This window comes from Stenotrophomonas pavanii (assembly GCF_900101175.1).
In the GTDB taxonomy this organism is placed as follows: domain Bacteria; phylum Pseudomonadota; class Gammaproteobacteria; order Xanthomonadales; family Xanthomonadaceae; genus Stenotrophomonas; species Stenotrophomonas pavanii.
Genome location: NZ_FNFQ01000003.1, coordinates 178271 through 196758, shown reverse-complemented (window position 1 = coordinate 196758; position 18488 = coordinate 178271). Strand labels below are relative to the sequence as shown.

At 67.0% G+C, this 18488-nt stretch carries 13 protein-coding genes; 4 read left to right on the top strand and 9 right to left on the bottom strand.

Annotation, left to right across the window (positions count from 1 at the left end):
- Position 1: 1 nt before the first annotated feature.
- The 5 genes from BLS66_RS07120 to BLS66_RS07100 all read right to left on the bottom strand — a co-directional run bounded on the left by BLS66_RS07120 (position 2) and on the right by BLS66_RS07100 (position 4788).
- A complete protein-coding gene (locus tag BLS66_RS07120) occupies positions 2 to 1186 on the bottom strand; it encodes a cystathionine gamma-synthase (RefSeq protein WP_074725520.1) in 1185 nt (394 codons plus the stop codon).
- 123 nt (positions 1187 to 1309) lie between these two features.
- Positions 1310 to 2680, bottom strand: a complete 1371-nt coding sequence (locus BLS66_RS07115; RefSeq protein WP_049416902.1) for a pyridoxal-phosphate dependent enzyme — start codon at positions 2678 to 2680, stop codon at positions 1310 to 1312.
- A gap of 300 nt (positions 2681 to 2980) precedes the next feature.
- Positions 2981 to 3217 carry an HP1242/YdcH family protein gene (locus tag BLS66_RS07110; protein ID WP_005407964.1) on the bottom strand — a complete coding sequence of 79 codons (237 nt, stop codon included), beginning with the start codon at positions 3215 to 3217 and terminating at the stop codon, positions 2981 to 2983.
- Between the two features lie 324 nt (positions 3218 to 3541).
- Positions 3542 to 4426, bottom strand: a complete 885-nt coding sequence (locus BLS66_RS07105) for an OmpA family protein (RefSeq protein ID WP_083348140.1) — start codon at positions 4424 to 4426, stop codon at positions 3542 to 3544.
- A complete protein-coding gene (locus BLS66_RS07100; RefSeq protein ID WP_074725519.1) occupies positions 4423 to 4788 on the bottom strand; it encodes a DUF4398 domain-containing protein in 366 nt (121 codons plus the stop codon). Before BLS66_RS07100 ends, BLS66_RS07105 begins: the two co-directional genes overlap by 4 nt.
- 121 nt (positions 4789 to 4909) lie before the next feature.
- Between BLS66_RS07100 and BLS66_RS07095 the strand changes: the two genes are divergently transcribed.
- From BLS66_RS07095 to BLS66_RS07085, 3 genes are all read left to right on the top strand, one after another.
- Positions 4910 to 6037, top strand: coding sequence for a PilT/PilU family type 4a pilus ATPase (locus BLS66_RS07095; protein ID WP_049416904.1), 1128 nt, complete (start codon positions 4910 to 4912; stop codon positions 6035 to 6037).
- Positions 6038 to 6167: 130 nt separating this feature from the next.
- Positions 6168 to 7451, top strand: a complete 1284-nt coding sequence (locus tag BLS66_RS07090; RefSeq protein WP_074725518.1) for a putative DNA modification/repair radical SAM protein — start codon at positions 6168 to 6170, stop codon at positions 7449 to 7451.
- Positions 7432 to 8892, top strand: coding sequence for a UdgX family uracil-DNA binding protein (locus BLS66_RS07085; protein ID WP_074725517.1), 1461 nt, complete (start codon positions 7432 to 7434; stop codon positions 8890 to 8892). Before BLS66_RS07090 ends, BLS66_RS07085 begins: the two co-directional genes overlap by 20 nt.
- Positions 8893 to 8936: 44 nt before the next feature.
- On the opposite strand, the gene maiA is transcribed toward BLS66_RS07085, so the two are convergent.
- Together maiA and BLS66_RS07075 are read right to left on the bottom strand one after the other, a co-directional pair.
- A complete protein-coding gene (gene maiA, locus BLS66_RS07080) occupies positions 8937 to 9605 on the bottom strand; it encodes a maleylacetoacetate isomerase (protein ID WP_074725516.1) in 669 nt (222 codons plus the stop codon).
- A gap of 14 nt (positions 9606 to 9619) precedes the next feature.
- Positions 9620 to 10609, bottom strand: coding sequence for a fumarylacetoacetate hydrolase family protein (locus BLS66_RS07075; protein WP_057494091.1), 990 nt, complete (start codon positions 10607 to 10609; stop codon positions 9620 to 9622).
- Between the two features lie 901 nt (positions 10610 to 11510).
- Here BLS66_RS07075 and BLS66_RS07070 point away from each other — a divergent pair.
- Positions 11511 to 12929: a DEAD/DEAH box helicase gene (locus BLS66_RS07070; RefSeq protein ID WP_057494090.1), complete on the top strand. Its 1419-nt coding sequence runs from the start codon at positions 11511 to 11513 to the stop codon at positions 12927 to 12929.
- A 197-nt stretch (positions 12930 to 13126) separates the two neighbouring features.
- Here BLS66_RS07070 and BLS66_RS07065 read toward each other — a convergent pair whose 3' ends face one another.
- Together BLS66_RS07065 and BLS66_RS07060 are read right to left on the bottom strand one after the other, a co-directional pair.
- Entirely contained in the window at positions 13127 to 15721 is a 2595-nt protein-coding gene (locus BLS66_RS07065; RefSeq protein ID WP_074725515.1) for a M14 family zinc carboxypeptidase, read from the bottom strand.
- A gap of 72 nt (positions 15722 to 15793) precedes the next feature.
- Positions 15794 to 18433: a TonB-dependent receptor plug domain-containing protein gene (locus tag BLS66_RS07060; RefSeq protein ID WP_057494088.1), complete on the bottom strand. Its 2640-nt coding sequence runs from the start codon at positions 18431 to 18433 to the stop codon at positions 15794 to 15796.
- Positions 18434 to 18488: the final 55 nt, after the last annotated feature.

Here is an 18488-nt window from a genome sequence, read left to right as displayed (position 1 = left end):
ATCAGCGGTTCCCTGCCGACAGTGCGCGTTCCAGATCCACCTGCAGATCCCCCAGCTCCTCCACACCCACGCTCAGCCGCACCAGCGCATCGCTGATCCCCAGCTGCTCCCGGCGCGCGACCGGGATCGAGGCATGCGTCATCACCGCCGGATGGTTCACCAGGCTTTCCACGCCGCCCAGCGACTCGGCCAGGGTGAACAGCTCGGTCTTCTCGCAGAAGCGCTTGGCCGCCTCGAACCCGCCCTTCAGCACGATCGAGACGATGCCACCGAAGCCGGCCATCTGCTTGCCGGCCAGCTCATGCTGCGGGTGCGAGGGCAGGCCCGGGTAGATCACTTTTTCCACCGCCGGGTGCTTTTCCAGCCACTGTGCCAGCGCCAGCGCGTTGGCGCAGTGTGCCTTCATCCGCAGCGGGAGGGTCTTCAGGCCGCGCAGGGCGAGGAAGCTGTCGAACGGCCCCTGCACACCACCCACCGAGTTCTGCAGGAACGCCATCTGCTCGGCCAGGTCGGCATCATCACCGACCACGACCATGCCGCCGACCATGTCCGAGTGACCGTTGAGGTACTTGGTGGCCGAATGCAGGACCAGGTCCGCGCCCAGCTCCAGCGGGCGCTGCAGCATCGGCGAGGCAAAGGTGTTGTCGACCACCACGATCAGGCCGTGGCGCTTGGCGATGGCGGCCACCGCAGCGATGTCGACGATCTTCAGCATCGGGTTGGTCGGGGTCTCGATCCACACCATCTTCGTCTTCGACGTGATGGCAGCTTCAAATGCCGCCAGATCGGTCAGGTCGACGAAGCTGAAGTCCAGCCCGGCGGTGCGGCGGCGCACGCGCTCGAACAGGCGGAAACTGCCGCCGTAGATATCGTCCATCGCCACCACGTGGCTGCCGGCGTCCAGCAGCTCGATCACGGTCGAGCTGGCCGCCATGCCGGAAGCAAAGGCGAAGCCGCGGGTACCGCCTTCCAGCGAGGCCACGCAGCGCTCATAGGCGAAGCGGGTCGGGTTGTGGGTACGCGAGTACTCGAAGCCCTGGTGCTCGCCCGGGCTGGACTGGGCATAGGTCGAGGTGGCGTAGATCGGCGGCATCACCGCACCGGTGCTGGGATCGGGCGACTGGCCACCGTGGATGGCCAGCGTGGCCAGGGCCAGCGCGCGGTCGGGCGAAGAGGAATTGGACATGTCGTTTCCTGAATGGCGCCGACGTGCGGCGCCGTCAAAGGATCGGGAGTCTATCAGCGCAGCCTTAACAAGCTTTGACGCAAATAAACCGGAATTCAGTGGCGATCTGCAGCGATCCGCGGCTTACTGCACGCGACGGCGCAGATAGTTCAGCAGGTCGATGCGGGTGATCAGGCCGAGGAAGGCGTCACCGTCCATCACGATCGCCACCTGGCCGCGGTCGAACACCGGCAGCAGGGCCTCGATCGGCGACTTCACGTCCAGCCGGTCCAGCTTGCTGACCATCGCGGTGGCCACGGTGTCTCGGAAGCGCGCTTCATCGCCATAGACATGCAGCAGCACGTCGCTTTCGTCGACGATGCCGACCAGCTGGTCACCGTCCATCACCGGCAGCTGCGACACGTCGTACAGCTTCATGCGCTGGTAGGCGGTGGTCAGCAGGTCGTTCGGGCCGATCACCACGGTGTCGCGCTGGCCGTACGGGCGCAGGATCAGGTCGCGCAGGTCGCCGTGCTGCGGGCGCTGCAGGAAGCCGTTGTCCAGCATCCAGTAGTCGTTGTACATCTTCGACAGGTACTTGTTGCCGGTATCGCAGACCAGCACCAGCACCTTCTTCGGGGTGGTCTGCTCCTTGCAGTACTTCAGTGCCGCGGCCAGCAGGGTGCCGGTGGACGAACCGCCGAGGATGCCTTCCTTGCCCAGCAGCTCGCGCGCGGTATGGAAGCTCTCGGCATCGCTGATCGCATAAGCCTTCTTGACGCGGCTGAAGTCGGAAATCGACGGCAGGAAGTCCTCGCCGATGCCTTCCACCAGCCAGCTGCCCGACTTGTCGTTGAGCACGCCATCGTTGATGTATTCGGCAAGGATCGAGCCGACCGGATCGGCCAGCACCAGCTCGGTCTTCGGCGACAGCCTGGCGAACGCGCGCGACAGGCCGGTCATGGTGCCGGAGCTGCCGCAGCCGAACACGATGGCGTCGAGGTCGCCGCCCATCTGCTCGAGGATCTCCGGGCCGGTGCCGAACTCATGCGCGGCCGGGTTGTCCGGGTTGCCGAACTGGTTGATGAAGTAGGCACCCGGGGTCTGCTCGGCGATGGTCTTGGCCAGGTCCTGGTAGTACTCCGGGTGGCCCTTGGCGACGTCCGAACGGGTCAGGCGCACTTCGGCGCCCATCGCCTTCAGGTTGAAGATCTTTTCCCGGCTCATCTTGTCGGGAACAACCAGGATGAGCTTGTACCCCTTCTGCTGGGCCACCAGTGCCAGGCCCAGGCCGGTGTTGCCGGCGGTACCCTCGACCAGGGTCGCGCCCGGCTTCAGGTCACCCCGCTGCTCCGCCGCCTCGATCATCGACAGGCCGATGCGATCCTTGATCGATCCGCCCGGATTGGCGCTCTCCAGCTTCAGGTAGAGCTCGCAGACACCGGTGTCCAGGCGCTGGGCCTTGACGATCGGGGTCTGGCCGATGAGTTCGAGGACGGAAGAATGGATGGGCATTCGGAGGACTTTCGATTCGCGCCACGCAGGGCCGGACCGATGATTATCCGACGGATGGCGCTGAATGTCAGGTCGGCGCGGAGATGCCGCCCGCCGGCCCCGTAAAGGGATGCGGGCGGCCCCGGATCGACGAGGAGACCGGTACCGCCCGCATCGGTGAGTGGTGCCTGGAGACCAAGGCACCACCGCCTGTGGTGCCTTGGCGCGGCCGCCTCATCGGCGGTGCCGCGATGCCGGGGCAGAAGCGCCCGGCGGGCCATCGATGGCCGGGTCACGCCGTTCCGGGCGCGACGGAGTGCGTCAAAGCGTGGGGGACGTCGTTGGGAGCGGTGTTTCGTACATTCGCAGAAGACGTTGCTTGGCCAGCAGCTTCTCACGCTTCATGCGACCCAGGGTGACATCATCGATCGGGAGTACACCCAACTCCGCGTCCATGCACTTCTTGTTCAACTTGCGGTGCTGGTCATGGAGTGCCCTGAACTCCGGATCACGCGCGCGACGGGCGTCGATCTCGCTCTGGGGCTGATCTTCAAACATGATGGACCTCCTTCGACAGATACACGAACGCCCCGGCCGCAAGGCACGGGGCGTTGTTCATGGAGGAGTGCCGGTCGATGGCCACCTGGACGCCTGCAACGACCTGCGGCACTGGCCTGCGCACGTCGATCTGCTGCGGTTCGCGCCCTGCTTGCATCGGCCCGGCCCTCCCATCGTCCGGTCCGCGGCATTGCGTCCCGGACGATTGACCCTACGCCTGCTCAGGGCGGGGTACAAGACCCCTGCGACAAAAAGACCGAACCCCGCCGGGGCGGGGTTCAGGCTGAATGCTCATTGCAACGAAAAACAAACAATATCAATGCATTACGGCGCGATGATGACCTCGGCCGAGCGCGCCCGGGTGGAGGCAGCCTTCTTGCCGCTGACCTGGATGCGGTTACTGGCGACACCGGCCGCGACCAGGGCGTCGCGCAACGCTTCGGCACGCTTCTGGCCCACGCCGTTGGCACTGTCGTAGGCCTCGATGCGCAGGCGGCCCTTCTTGCCGATGTTCAGGTACTCGGCGAGCGCCTTGGCCTGGTTGCGGGCGCCGCCAGACAGGCTGGACGCACCTGCAGCGAACGCGTCGCCGCCGAAGGTGAAGACCTCACCGCGCGCATCGAACTTCGAACCCGGCAGCTTCTGGCCCGACACCAGCTCGGCCTCCTCGCGGGCCAGCCTGGCGGCGTTCTGCTGGGCGGCGCTGAGGCGCTGCTGCTGCTTGCCGGCCACGCTGGTCAGGGCGTTTTCGGCGTCCTGTCGGGCCAGGGTTTCGGCCTCGGCGGCCTGGCGCAGGCGTTCGGCTTCCTCGGCCTGCATCTGTGCCTGCATGCGCAGCTGTTCGGCCTCCTGGCGGGCACGGGCGGCGTCGCGGCGGCTGGCCTCGATCAGCAGGTCGCTGCGGGTGCGCTCCAGGCGGTCGACCTCGCGCGCGGCCAGCGCAGTGCGCACTGCGGTCTCGGCAATCTCCACCCGGCGCTCGGCCAGGTAGGTGGCCAGCTCCTGGTCACGGCGCTTGGCCTTGTCCAGGGTCGCGATGGCCTGCTGCGCCTGCATGCGCTCGAAGGCGCCCAGCTCAGCGGTATCCGGATTGGCCTGGATGGCCATCAGGCGCTGGCTCAGCTGCGCCACCATCGGGTTGTCGGCGGCCACGGCCAGGGTCGGCAGCGCCAGCAGCGCGGCCAGGGTTGCGGCGGTCATCGGCTTCACCGGCGATCCTCCCCGGTCGACAGCTGGCGTTGCAGCTGGTTGACCTCGTTGCGGCGCAGCTGAAGCTGCGCGCTGACGGTGGCTTCCTCGCTGCGGACGCGGGCCAGGTCGGCATCGGCGGCGGCGCGCAGGGCCATTGCCGGCGCATTCTTGCGCTCGCGGCGGTCGCCCGCGGCGCGCTGGGCCTGCTCCAGCCCCTGCCGGGCCAGCCCGATCAGGTCCGGGGCGTACTGGTCGGCATCGGCCTGGGTGGCCTTGTCGACCGCCTGCCGGGCCTGCGCCAGTTCCAGGGCGGCGTCCTGCGCCCAGGCGGGAGAAGACAGTGCGAATGCAAACGCCATCACATACAGGCCATGGCGCATTCGTGCGAAGCTAAGTCGTTTCATTGGGGAGGCCGTACCGGTTGTCGGTTCGCGGCCATTGTCGTCAAGCCGACACCGTGCTGGCAACGGGCGTCGGCCGTTTCGTTGGGGAAAATTCGCAATGGATATCGGCTACTTCCTGAAGCTGATGACCGAAAAGAACGCTTCGGACATGTTTTTGACCACCGGGGCACCGGTCTACATCAAGATCGAGGGGAAGCTCTATCCGCTGGGCAACACCGGCCTGCCGCCAGGCATGGTGAAGAAGATTGCCTACTCGCTGATGGACGAGGGCCAGGTGCCGCAGTTCGAGCGCGAGCTCGAGCTCAACATGGCCATCGCCCTGCCCGACGCCGGGCGCTTCCGCGTCAACGTGTTCAAGCAGCGGGGCGAGGTCGGCATGGTCATCCGCGCCATCCGCAGCCGGATCCCGAGCATCGAGGAGCTGAACCTTCCGCAGGTGCTGAAGGACGTCATCATGACCCCGCGCGGGCTGGTGCTGGTGGTGGGGTCCACCGGCTCCGGCAAGTCCACCTCGCTGGCGTCGATGATCGACCACCGCAACAGCACCACCACCGGCCACATCCTCACCATCGAGGACCCGATCGAGTACCTGCACAAGCACAAGATGTCGATCGTCAACCAGCGCGAGGTCGGCCTGGACACCCATGCCTTCCACAACGCGCTGAAGAACGCGATGCGCGAAGCGCCGGACGTGATCCTGATCGGCGAGATCCTGGATGCGGAAACGATGGAGGCGGCGATCGCCTTCGCCGAGACCGGCCACCTGTGCCTGGCGACCCTGCACTCCAACAACGCCGACCAGACCATCGAGCGCATCCTCAACTTCTTCCCGGAAAGCGCGCACAAGAACGTGCTGATGAACCTGGCGCTGAACCTGCGCGCAGTGATCAGCCAGCGCCTGGTGAAGAACAAGGAGGGCCGACGCCTGCCGGCCACCGAGGTGCTGATCAACACGCCGATGATCCGCGACCTGCTGCGCCGCGGCCAGGTGCACGAAATCAAGGCCGCGATGGAAGCCTCGCTGGAAGAAGGCATGGAGAGCTTCGACCAGTGCCTGTTCCGGCTGGCCAAGGCCGGCACCATCGAGCAGGAGGAAGCGCTGCGCGCGGCGGACTCGCGCGATGGCCTGGCCCTGAAGTTCCGCCTGTCCGAAGGCAGCAGCGGCGAGCACGACCCGTACGCGGATTTCTCGGCAGGCGCACCCAGCATCACCCACGGCTTCTGATCCCACGAAAAAGGGGACGGAGGGGATTAAGTCGTTTGTGCACTTGCGACTTAATCCCCTCCGTCCCCTTTTTCTGAAGGATTCAGGGGCGGTCTCATCCAATGAGACCCGTCATCCGTAGGTTTCTTCAATGGAAACCATCCGCAAGCTGGCCATTCTGGCCGATGCCGCCAAGTACGATGCCTCCTGCGCCTCCAGCGGCTCGGGCAAGCGCGATTCGCGCGCCAGTGGCGGTATCGGCAGCACCGAGGGCATGGGCATCTGCCACAGCTACACGCCCGATGGCCGCTGCGTGTCGTTGCTGAAGATCCTGCTGACCAACTTCTGCATTTACGACTGCGCCTATTGCGTGAACCGGGTCTCCAGCAACGTGGCCCGCGCGCGCTTCAGCGTGGACGAGGTGGTCACGCTCACCCTGGACTTCTACAAGCGCAACTACATCGAGGGCCTGTTCCTGTCCAGCGGCATCATCCGCAATGCGGACTACACCATGGAACAGATGGTGGAAGTGGCCCGGCAGCTGCGCGAAGAACACCGCTACGCCGGCTACATCCACCTCAAGACCATTCCCGAGGCCTCGCCGGAACTGCTGGCCAGTGCCGGGCGCTATGCCGACCGCCTGTCCATCAACGTGGAACTGCCCACCGAAGCCGGCCTGAGCGCCTTGGCGCCGGAGAAGACGGTGCATTCGATCCGTGGCGCGATGGGCGAACTGCGCTGGCGCATCGAGGAAGCCAAGGAAGCTCGCAAGGCCCCCGCAGCGGTGGCACCGACGGCCAGCCGCAGCGCTCGCCCGCGCCCTCCCCGTTTCGCACCGGCCGGGCAGAGCACCCAGATGATCGTCGGCGCGGACGGGGCAAACGACCAGCAGATCCTGGCCAGCGCCGACAGCCTGTACGGCAACTACCGCATGCGCCGGGTCTACTACTCCGCGTTCAGCCCGATTCCGGACGCCAGCCGGCAGCTGCCACTGCAGCCGCCACCGCTGCAGCGCGAACATCGCCTCTACCAGGCTGACTGGCTGCTGCGCTTCTACGGCTACGGCGTGGATGAGATTACCGATACCACCCGGGACGGCATGCTCGACCTGGATATCGACCCCAAGATGGCCTGGGCGATCCGCCATCCCGAGCGCTTTCCGGTCGATCTGAACCGGGCACCGAAGGAAATGCTGCTGCGCGTGCCCGGCCTTGGCGTGCGCAACGTCAAGCGCGTGCTGATGGCACGCCGCCACGGGCGGCTGCGCGTGGCCGACATCGCGCGCCTGAAAGCACCGATGAGCAAGCTGCTGCCGTTCGTGCTGCTGGCCGACCATCACCCGCGCAAAGCACTGGACGATCCGGCGGCGCTGCGCGCGCAGCTGGCCCCGCCTCCGCGCCAGGGTTCGCTGTTCGATGCCCCGTCTGCATCCTGACGCGCAGCGCTGGTCGCTGCGGGTGGATCCGCCGTGGTCGCTGCAGGCCTGGCGCGATGCTGCGCGCGAAGCGTTGCTGCGCGGCGTGGCCCCGCCTCAACTGGACTGGCTGGAAGGGAGCGACACCTCGCTGCTGGATGCGCCGGCCGTACAGCAGGCGCCGATACTTGCCGATGCCGGAGCACCCAACGTTCCACGTGACTTCCTGGAACTGGCGGCCACCTGCCTGTGCCATCGCGATCCCCAGCGCCTGGCCTTGCTGTATCGCCTGCTGTGGCGCATCGCCCATGGCGAGCGATCAGTGCTGAGCAACCCCGCCGACGCCGATGTCCTGCGCGCGACGGCCCTTGCCCAGGCCGTCCGCCGTGACACGCACAAGATGAAGGCATTCGTGCGCTTCCGCGAGGTGCCTGGCCAGCCTGATGCGTTCATCGCCTGGTTCGAGCCACAGCACCACATCGTCGACCGGGTCGCGCCGTTCTTCGCGCGTCGTTTCACCGGCATGCGCTGGGCCATCCTCACTCCTTCGCGCAGCGTCGCCTGGGATGGGCAGGCGCTTGCCTTCGGCCCCGGTGCACGGCGCGAGGATGCCCCGGCCGAGGATGCACGCGAGTCGCTGTGGCAGACCTACTACGCCAGCATCTTCAATCCGGCGCGACTCAACACTCGGATGATGATGCAGGAGATGCCGGCCAAGTACTGGCGCCATCTGCCTGAAGCACAGTTGCTGCCGCGCCTGGTGCGCGATGCGGCCGACCGCGTGCAGGAGATGCATGACCGGCCGGCGCAGGCGCCGCAACGCAGGATTCGCCCACGTGCGAACGCTGCGGCGCAGGCAACCGATGCCAGCAGTCTGGACAATCTGCGCGGACAGGCCAGCGCCTGCCGCCAGTGCCCGTTGTGGGAGCAGGCCACGCAGACCGTGTTCGGGCAGGGGCCGGCAGGGGCCGAGGTGATGCTGGTCGGAGAACAACCTGGAGACACCGAAGATCTGCGCGGGCAGCCGTTCGCAGGACCCGCCGGCCAGGTGCTGGACCGCGCACTGGCGGAGCTGGGAATCGATCGCGCCCAGCTGTACCTCACCAACGCGGTGAAGCACTTCCACCATGAGCGGCGCGGCAAGGTGCGGCTGCACAAGCGACCGGAAAGCCGCCACATCCAGGCCTGCCGCCCCTGGCTGATGGGGGAGATCGCGCGTGTGCGGCCCCGGGTGATCGTGTGCCTGGGCGCGACAGCGGCAGCCTCGGTATTCGGTCGTGACTTCGACCTCTCGCGTGACCGCGGACGCTGGCACACCCTCGAAGACGGCACGCGCGGCTACGCCACCGTGCACCCGGCGTGGGTGTTACGGCAGGCCGACGATGCGCGCCGCGAGGACGCCTACCGGGTGTTCCGCGATGACCTGGCCCGTTTGCGGCGGAAAGGGGACGGAGGGGATTAAGTCGTAAGTGCATATACGACTTAATCCCCTCCGTCCCCTTTTTTTCAGGCGGCGTCGAGCTGGTGTTCCGGGCGCGCGCGGTCGAATGCGTCCAGCGCTTGGCAGGCCGCTTCGATGCGGCGCAGGGTCGGGTACGGTGCCAGGTCCAGGCCGAAGCGGTGGGCGTTGTACAGCTGCGGCAACAGGCAGATGTCGGCCAGGCCGGGGCGGTCGCCATGACAGAAGGCGCCGGTGTCACGGCTGTTGGCCAACAGCGCTTCCATCGCTGCAAAGCCCTCGGCGATCCAGTGCAGCGTCCACTGCGTGCGTGCATCGGCCGGCAGCTGCAGACTGCGTTCCAGGTACTGCATCACCCGCAGGTTGTTGATCGGGTGGATGTCGCAGGCCACCAGCTGGGCCAGCGCCCGCACCCGCGCGCGGCCGGCGGCGTCGGCCGGCAGCAGCGGTACCTGCGGAAAGCGCTCGTCCAGGTATTCGAGGATCGCCAGCGACTGGGTCAGCACATGTCCCTCATGCAGCAGGGTCGGTATCTGCTGCTGCGGGTTGAGCGCCCGATAGGCATCCCGGTGCTGCTCGCCACCGTCGCGCACCAGATGCACCGGCCGGGCCTCCCAGGCCAGGCCCTTCAGCTCCAGGCCGATGCGCACGCGGTAGGCGGCGCTGGATCGCCAGTAGGTGTACAGCACGATGCCGTCGTCGACCGGGATCTCCATCGCCGCCTCCATGCTCAGGGCCTGGCCGCCTGTTCGATGCGCTGCTCGATCGCACCGAAGATGCTGTCGCCCGCGCCATCGAGCATCTCGATGCGGACCACGTCGCCGAAGGACATGAACGGCGTGCTCGGCTTGCCATCGCGCAGGGTCTCCACCACGCGCTGCTCGGCGAAGCACGAGGCGCCCTTGCTGGTGTCCTCGTTGGCGATGGTGCCGGAGCCGACGATGGTGCCAGCGCCCAGCGGACGGGTCTTGGCCGCATGCGAAACCAGCTGGGCGAAATTGAACTGCATGTCCACGCCCGCTTCCGGCGCACCGAACCACTGGCCGTTGATGTGGGTCAGCAGCGGCAGGTGCACCTTGCTGTCCTGCCACGCAGCGCCCAGCTCGTCAGGGGTGACGAACACCGGCGACAGCGCCGAGCGCGGCTTGGACTGCAGGAAGCCGAAGCCCTTGGCCAGCTCGCCCGGGATCAGGTTGCGCAGCGAGACATCGTTGACCAGGCCGATCAACTGGATGTGGCCGGCGGCCTGTTCCGGGGTCGCCGCCATCGGCACGTCGTCGGTGATCACCACGATCTCCGCTTCCAGGTCGATACCGTAGTCCTCGCTGACCACCTTGACCGCGTCACGCGGGCCGTAGAAGCCGGCGCTGGTGGCCTGGTACATCAGCGGATCGGTGTAGAAGCTCTCCGGCACCTCGGCGCCACGGGCACGGCGCACACGCTCGACGTGCGGCAGGTAGGCGCTGCCGTCGACGAATTCATAAGCGCGCGGCATCGGCGCAGCCAGCGCCTGCGGATCAAGGTCGAACACGCCATCGGCGTCACCGGCGTTGAGCGATTCGTACAGGGCGTTCAGGCGCGGCGCGATGTGGCTCCAGTCCTCCAAAGCCTGCTGCAGGGTGGCGGCAATGCCGGTGGCGCGCACGCCGTGGCGCAGGTCGCGCGAGACAACGATCAGGGTGCCGTCGCGGCCGCCTTCCTTCAAGGAACCAAGCTTCATGGTGGGTGTCCGGAGTCGTGGGCAAACAAGTTTCAAGTGTAATCAAATCTGCGGCGACGCCAAGCTGCAGCGCGGCATCGGCCCACCCTACCGTAGTGGGGGGGTCGGCAGGGCTTGCAGCCCTGCACCTGCTTCAAGCCAAGGCGACGGCCGATGCAACAGCAACAGCGGACATTCCGTGGAATGGCGAGGCACTGTGGGTTTGCGGGGACGCCGTAAACCCATCCGTGGGGGCTTGGTCGCGGCATCCATGCCGCTCACACCCCGCAAACCCACAGTACCCCGCCTTCGACAGTGGGCCGGTGGCCAGTAGATGCACGCCATGCGTGGATGAAACCTGTCAGATATCGAATGAAATTCCGGGGTCAGATCCGTTTTCCTGCGGAAAACGGATCTGACCCCATGCCATTCCGACAGATCGCAGGAAACTGTCGAAGGCGGGGTGGGTCCGGTGGCAGGGGCGTGAGCCGCATGGATGCGGCGACCGAGCTTACATGGACGTACTTGCAGCGTCCCCTGCCACCGGACCCACCCCGCCATCCCACAGGAAATCAGCTTTTGCCGTTGCCGTTGCCCTGGCCTCTGCAGGTGCAGGGCGCAGCCCTGCAGAGACCCCACCTACCTGAACAGGCCTTTTTGCGTGAAGTCTCAAACATCGTTTAGACTTGCAGGGTCTGCAGCGGCCGTCCGTTTCCCTCCGGGACCGCCGGCGACCAGGGTCCGCCCTCTTCGCCCGCCCCCACTCCGACGCCGTTCGTCACGCATTCCAGCCTGCGCTTCGTGCCGGCTGCACCCAATTCTCGCAGCGCGGTTCACGGGAACGCTCCGAGTCAGCCGATCAGTTTGATCTGCCCCCGCCTGTCCGTTCGGTCAGGCGTTTCTTGTACCTGGAGCAATCTCAATGTCTTTTGAATCGCTGGGCCTGGCGCCCTTCCTGCTGCGTGCGCTTGCCGAGCAGGGTTACGAAAACCCGACCCCGATCCAGCAGCAGGCGATCCCGCTGGCGCTGGCCGGTCGCGACCTGCTGGCCGGCGCACAGACCGGCACCGGCAAGACCGCCGCTTTCGGCCTGCCGCTGCTGCAGCACCTGGGCACCGCCTCGCAGGAAGTGCGCAGCGGCCCGCGCAAGCCGCGCGCGCTGATCCTGGCCCCGACCCGCGAACTGGCCACCCAGGTGCATGACAGCCTGCGCGGCTACAGCAAGTACCTGCGCATCCCCAGCGCCTGCATCTATGGCGGCGTCGGCATGGGCAACCAGCTGGATATCCTGCGCCGTGGCGTGGACCTGCTGGTGGCCTGCCCGGGCCGCCTGATCGATCACCTGGAGCGTCGCAGCGTCGACCTGTCCGGCATCGAACTGCTGGTGCTGGACGAAGCCGACCGCATGCTCGACATGGGCTTCCTGCCGTCGATCAAGCGCATCCTGGCCAAGCTGCCGAAGCAGAACCGCCAGACCCTGCTGTTCTCGGCCACCTTCGAGGACAACATCCGCCAGCTGGCGCTGGAGTTCATGCGCAACCCGGAGCAGATCCAGGTAACGCCGAAGAACACCGTGGCCGAAACCATCACCCACCGCGTGCATCCGGTCGATGCCGGCCGCAAGCGCGACCTGCTGCTGCACCTGCTGGCGCAGGACAGCCGCGAGCAGACCCTGGTGTTCGCCCGCACCAAGCACGGCAGTGACAAGCTGGCCACCTTCCTGGAAAAGTCGGGCATCAAGACGGCGGCCATCCACGGCAACAAGAGCCAGGGCCAGCGCCTGCGTGCGCTGGGCGACTTCAAGGCCGGCCGCGTGACGGTGCTGGTGGCGACCGACATCGCCGCGCGTGGCATCGACATCAACGAGCTGCCGAAGGTGATCAACTTCGACCTGCCGATGGTGGCCGAGGACTACGTGCACCGCATCGGCCGTACCGGCCGCAATGGCGCGACCGGCCAGGCGATCTCGCTGGTGGCGCAGGATGAGGTGAAGCTGCTGCGCGCGATCGTGCGCCTGCTGGGCCGCGACATGGATATCCGCGATGTGCCGGGCTTCGAGCTGCAGACGCCGATCCGCTGGGGCAACAGTGCACCGGGCAAGGCCGAGCACGATACCGGCGAGCGTGCACCGCGCAAGAGCCACGCGCGCCGTCCGCACGGCGATGCGCCGCGCCATGCACATGCCGGGCCGAAGAAGGCCGGTGGCGGCCGTCGCGAAGGCGGTGGCAACGGCCAGCAGCGTGCAGGCGCAGGCGCCGGCCAGGGCCAGCGCCGCGGCGGTGGTGGTAACGGTGGCGGCCGCGGCCGCGGCCAGGGCGGCGGCGGCGGTCGCGCCGGCTGATCTCGGCTGGCAGGGAGGGTGCTTCCCGCTGCGCGGGGGCTATCAAGGGACGGCGCTGACGCGCCGTCCTTTTTTTTGCCGGCTACCGTGGGCGAAAGCACGCGGATGGTTTGGCTTGGGGCGGCGCAAGGCAGTGGGTGCAAAACACGCGCAGCCCGCCCGGCCTCCCCACACGTGTCAACAAGGCGCGCAGCCCCTCAACCCCGCGCCTTGCTCGGATTCACCAGATTCCCGAAGAAGATCGCGTTGATCAGCAGGCGATCCGTGCCATGCCAGTACTTGCGATGCGCCGGGTCATCGGCAAACAGCACCACGTTGCCCTGCCCCTGCGCCGATACCAGCAACCACGCACTGCCTGCCACACGCGTGCGGTTGCGCTCGGACAGATAGCCGTTCACCCGTGGAGGCGCGTCGATGCGCACCACCGTCGAGAACGGATTCGTACTCGGCTGCAACGTCACCGTGTTTTCCTTGTTGACCGCCAGTTGCCGGCGCGGCACGCCGAACGCCAGCGGATGGCTGGTATCCACGTCGGCGCTGAGGATGTTGCCGCTGACCCGTTCGATCGCGGCGATGTCACGCTGGTCACCGAACGCGCGGCGGCTTGCATCAGCCGCGTCTTCTTCCTTGCCAAGCGTCTCGCCATCGGCCAGCTTCTGCTCGATCGCCCACTTCGAGGCACTGCCGTAGGTCACCAGTGAACCACCGGCCCGGACCCAGCGCTTCAGGGCAGCCACCGCCGTGGCATCGATGCCTGTGTAGGTGCCACCGGACAGCACGATCGTGGTGTAGCGATCCAGCGGCATCTTGCCCAGCTGCTGGGGGTCCAGCTTGCTGGCCGGCAGACGCAGCTGCTGGTCGAGCAGGAACCACGCCGATCCGATCTCGGTGGCGGCCACGCCCTCGCCCATCACCAGCGCGACCGCAGGCTTGCGCAACGCTTTCACGCCGTCACTGCCGAGGTCGATGCCCTCGCGGCTGCGCCCGCTGGACAATGCATGCACCTGCACGCCGGCAGCGCGCGCGGCGGAGGTCACCGCCTCAAGCAACGCCGCGCCCTGCAGTGCCTGTCCGGCCACCGGAATCACCAGGCTGCCGGCGGCGAAGCTGACGTCTCCCTGCGCGGTCGCGGTGGTGAACGGCTGGAACGCGGCGCGTGCGTTCACCCCCTTGTCCTGCAATGCGGCCAGCACGCGCCCGGCGTTGTAGTCGCGCCAGTCGATCGCATAGGCGAATCCGGCCTGGCCGCCCAGCACCGCGCCCTGCTCCGCCGGCAGCGCGGTCACGCGTGCACCGCCTTCGATACGGCTGCGGCTGCCGGCGAAGGCCACGCCGTAGGCCGGTGCGATTGCATAGCTGGTGCTGCCGTAGAACACATCCCCCTTGATCGGCGGCGTCTCGGCAAAGATCGAATGCACCAGGCGGAACTGCGCCTGTTGGACCGGCACCACGTAGGCGCTGCCGGCCTCGAAGCGCTGCCCATCGACAGTGACGGCACGATCCAGAGCGCGCACGTCGATGCGATGCAGCAACAACAGTTCCAGCAGGCGGCGGGTCAGGGCCGGATCATGCGCATCACCGAACACGAAGCTCTTCACCGGCTGCTGTGCGGCCTGCTTCAGCGCGCTCTGGAAGAACTGCTTCTGCAGGTCGAACAGGCCGCTGCGCTCGGCCACCGCGCCGCGCACGGTGCCCAGCCCGGTGGCGACCTGGTTGCGGATGGTGAACGGGAAGGTCAGCAGGCCGTTCACCGATTCCTGCACGCGGCCACGCGAGCTGGCCTGTTCGACGGTCACGCCGACGGCGCCATGGAAGTCCGGATAGGTAGAGCCGTACACCGGCGAGAAGTTGTCGAAGTTCTCGCCGGTGTAGTACAGCGAACCCAGCGCATCCAATGCCTGCGCGTGGTACCTGGCCAGGGTCTTGTTGAATTCATACGAGGCCGCCGGGATCAGCGGGCTGTGCATGCTCTTCGGCGAGGGCTCGAAATAGTAGGTGCTGTCCTTGCCCATCTCGTGAAAGTCGATCTGCACGTTCGGGTACCACTGGTGGAATACCTCCACCTTCGGCCGCGAGTCCTGCTGGGTCAGCGCCAGCCAGTCGCGGTTGAGATCGGTGAAGTAGTGGTTGGTGCGGCCCTGCGGGAACGGCTCGACGTGCTCCTTGTCAGCCGGGTCGGCAGAGGCTGGATCGGAGGCCCAGGCGTTGTGCCAGTTGGCGGCGCGATCGCGGCCATCCGGATTCTGTGCCGGGTCGAACAGCACCACCGCCTGCTGCAGCCACTGCTGGGTCTCGGCACTGCGGTTGGCCACCAGGTAGTACGCCGTCAGCATCGCCGCCTCGGCACTGGAGGTCTCGTTGCCATGCACGCTGTAACCCAGCCACACCACCACCGGGCTGTCCCCTGCAGCGCTGCGCGGCTGCGCCGGGTCGGCCAGGGTCGCGTGCTGCTGGCGCAGCTGTTCCAGGCGTGCGTGGTTGCTGGCGGCGGTCACCGTGGCGATCAACAGCGGGCGACCTTCATAGCTGCGGCCGATCTCGCGCACGCTGATCTTGTCCGAGCGCTTGGCCAGTTCCTGGAAGTACGCCACCAGCTGGTCGTGCCGGGTGTAACGGCTGCCGATCGGGTAACCGAGGAACTGTTCCGGCGTGGGAATGGCCGTATCAAATGCCGCTGCCTCGGTGGCCTGCGGGAAGAAGTAGGCGCTCTGTGCCTGCGCCGGCGGTGGCGAGGACAGTGCGGTGGCGGCGGCGATCAGCAACGGAAGAACGGCACGACGATGCAAGGACACGGTGACTCCCAGGACACAACGGCAGACGGTCGCGCGGCCGGCTCCCTGAAGAGACCGGCCGCGGCGGATGGATCAGAAGCGGTAATCGAAGCCCAGCGTGAAGTAGCGGCCGCGCAGGTCGTACTGGCTGAAGTCGTAGGGCGCGCGGATGCCCGGGAACGAGGCGTCGTACGGCGGCGTCTTGTCGGCCAGGTTCTGCACCTTGGCGTACAGCGTCAGCTTGTCGATGCCGGTGTAGCCCAGGTACAGGTCGTACTGGCTGTAGCTGCCGACGCGCTGCTGCACGGCCTTGGCGGCGGTGCTGGCCTCCTGCCGGTAGCTGCTGGTGTAGTACCAGGTCACCGCGGCGTTGAAGTCGCCGTACTTCCAGTCCAGCGTGGTGGTGGCCTTGTCCTTGGGCAGCGTTGCGCCGAGGTTGCTGCCGGCGTAGTCGACCAGCGGGCCGCCGACCACGGTCGGGCGACGGTAGTCGCGCACGTGGGTGTAGGCCGAGGACACGGTGAAGTCGCCGAGTGCAGCGGTCGGGATGCGCTGGCGCAGCTCGACGTCGATGCCCGAGGTCTTCAGTTCGCTCAGGTTCTGGTAGCGGTTGTAGACCGCCTGCAGCTTGCCGCGCTCGTCGCGCTGCACGGCGCCGGCCACGTTGTCGTTGACCAGGGTCTGGGTGTTGTTGGTGCCGACCAGGTTGTCCAGCTGGATCCGGTAGTAGTCCACGCTGAGGTTGGTGTTGGCCCACGGCGACAGCACCACGCCGAAGTTCACGCTCTTGGTTCGCTCCGGCTTCAGTGCGTTGTTGCCGACGGTGAAGAAGGTCGGGCTCTGGCGCGAGCCCGGCACGTCCGGATCACGCGGATCGACCACGCTGCCATAGGCGATGCTGGTGCTGTTGGAGTTTTCCGACAGCGACGGCGCGCGGAAGCCCTTCGACGCCGAGGCGCGCACCAGCAGGACATCCAGCGGCTGCCAGCGCAGGCCGATCTTCGGCGAGAACGCATCGCCGAAATCGTCGTAGTGGTCGGCGCGCGCGGCGGCCGACAGCTCCAGCGTCGAGGCCAGCGGCACATTCACTTCGGCGTAGGCGGCAGTGACCTGGCGCTGGCCATGCACCTCGGCGATGGCCGGGCGCACCTGCAGGCCGGCATCGATCTGCCACGGGTTGTTGGAATCGAGCTTCTCGCGGCGCCATTCGGCACCGGCCGCGAAGCCGATCTCACCCGCCCAGGTGTGGCCCAGGCTGCCGGAGATCTTCGCGTCGACGCCCTGCAGTTTGGATTCGGCCGGGCGCAGTGTGGCGATGTTGATCGAATCACGCACCGACTGCGGCGTGGCCGCCGGGTTCAACAGGTTGTAGCTGCCCGTGGCCAGCGCATCGGCCAGCGCCCAGCGATTGGCGAAGCCGCCGGACACGCTCTCTCGCTCGCTGCTGCGTGCACCGAACGCGGCCACTTCCCAGTCCCAGTTCGCGGCGGTGCCGCGCAGGCCGAACACACCGCGGTAGGCCGTGGAGCGGTTGGTCTTGATGGTGCCACCGAGGTCGAAGAAGGTGTATTCGATCGGAATCGCGCGGCCGTACGGGTTGTACGGGTTGTTGGCCGGCAGCAGCGACGACACCGGCTCGGCCAGGCCGCTGTTGGCGTTCAACGCGAAGCGGCCGCTTTCCAGGGTAAAGAACGGGCTGCTACCGAACCAGGCGGCGCTCTTGATCTGGCTGTACAGCACTTCGCCAAAGGCCTCGACGTTGTCGTTCAGGCGGAAGGTGCCGTTGGCATAGGCCTGGTAGCGCTTGGTCGAGGGAATCAGCGTGGTGAACGGCGCCTGGTTGAAGCCGCAGGTATCACCGGACAGGCCATCGATCGGCGCGCTGGCAACGCGGGTGGTGCCGGCCGGGCAGTTGCCGTTGGCATCGAGCATCGGCACCGACACGCCGTTGACCAGGTAGCGCGCGCCCTTGGCCGACCAGCCGTTCCAGCGGCCACCGGGCTTGTCGGTGTAGATGCCGCTCTTGGTCAGATTGCGTTCGTCCTGGTCCAGGCGCTCGCGGTTGTAGCCCTGCAGGCTGAAGAGGATGTTGTAGCCGTCGGTGTCCAGATCACCGAGGCCACCGACGAACTTCAGGTTCTGCTCGTGCAGGCCGCCCTGGTCGGCACCGCCGAAGCTGCCGCCGATCTCGGCACCTTCGAAGTTCTGCCGGGTGATGATGTTGACCACGCCGGCCACGGCGTCGGAACCGTACACCGCGGAGGCGCCGTCCTTGAGCACTTCGATGCGCTCGACCGCGACCAGCGGCAGCGCGTTGAGATCGACGAAGGTGTCGGACAGGCCGCCGGCCGGGAAACCGTAGTTGGCCAGGCGACGGCCGTTGAGCAGCACCAGCGTGTTCTTCTGCGACAGGCCACGCAGGCCGATGCCGGCCGAGCCGGACGCCCAGCCGTTGTTGGTGGTTTCGTTGGCAGCGTTGCCGGTGTTGGCCGAGATCGAGCGCAGCACGTCGGCCACGGTGGCCTTGCCGGTCTGTTCCAGCTGCTGGCGGCCGATCACCTGGACCGGGTTGGAGGCCTCGGTGTCGGTGCGCTTGATGTTGGAACCGGTGACGCGCACGGCGGCCAGGGTATTGGCGTCGCCAACGGCGTCGGCGGAGGTTTCGGCGGCGGCGGACAAAGGCGCGGCCAGAGCGACGGCCAGGGCCGCCACGAGCAGGGTGTGCTTGGGCATGACGATGTGGGGGAGGTGGTAAGGGCGACGAAGTTCCGCAGTAGTCCATGCCTGG

What these genes read in the sequence shown, in the direction of transcription:
- BLS66_RS07120 (WP_074725520.1), bottom strand. Translation starts at nt 1,186, where the DNA reads ATGTCCAATTCCTCTTCGCCCGACCGCGCGCTGGCCCTGGCCACGCTG.
- BLS66_RS07115 (WP_049416902.1), bottom strand. Translation starts at nt 2,680, where the DNA reads ATGCCCATCCATTCTTCCGTCCTCGAACTCATCGGCCAGACCCCGATC.
- BLS66_RS07110 (WP_005407964.1), bottom strand. Translation starts at nt 3,217, where the DNA reads ATGTTTGAAGATCAGCCCCAGAGCGAGATCGACGCCCGTCGCGCGCGT.
- BLS66_RS07100 (WP_074725519.1), bottom strand. Translation starts at nt 4,788, where the DNA reads ATGCGCCATGGCCTGTATGTGATGGCGTTTGCATTCGCACTGTCTTCT.
- BLS66_RS07095 (WP_049416904.1), top strand. Translation starts at nt 4,910, where the DNA reads ATGGATATCGGCTACTTCCTGAAGCTGATGACCGAAAAGAACGCTTCG.
- BLS66_RS07090 (WP_074725518.1), top strand. Translation starts at nt 6,168, where the DNA reads ATGGAAACCATCCGCAAGCTGGCCATTCTGGCCGATGCCGCCAAGTAC.
- BLS66_RS07085 (WP_074725517.1), top strand. Translation starts at nt 7,432, where the DNA reads ATGCCCCGTCTGCATCCTGACGCGCAGCGCTGGTCGCTGCGGGTGGAT.
- maiA (WP_074725516.1), bottom strand. Translation starts at nt 9,605, where the DNA reads ATGGAGATCCCGGTCGACGACGGCATCGTGCTGTACACCTACTGGCGA.
- BLS66_RS07075 (WP_057494091.1), bottom strand. Translation starts at nt 10,609, where the DNA reads ATGAAGCTTGGTTCCTTGAAGGAAGGCGGCCGCGACGGCACCCTGATC.
- BLS66_RS07070 (WP_057494090.1), top strand. Translation starts at nt 11,511, where the DNA reads ATGTCTTTTGAATCGCTGGGCCTGGCGCCCTTCCTGCTGCGTGCGCTT.
- BLS66_RS07060 (WP_057494088.1), bottom strand. Translation starts at nt 18,433, where the DNA reads ATGCCCAAGCACACCCTGCTCGTGGCGGCCCTGGCCGTCGCTCTGGCC.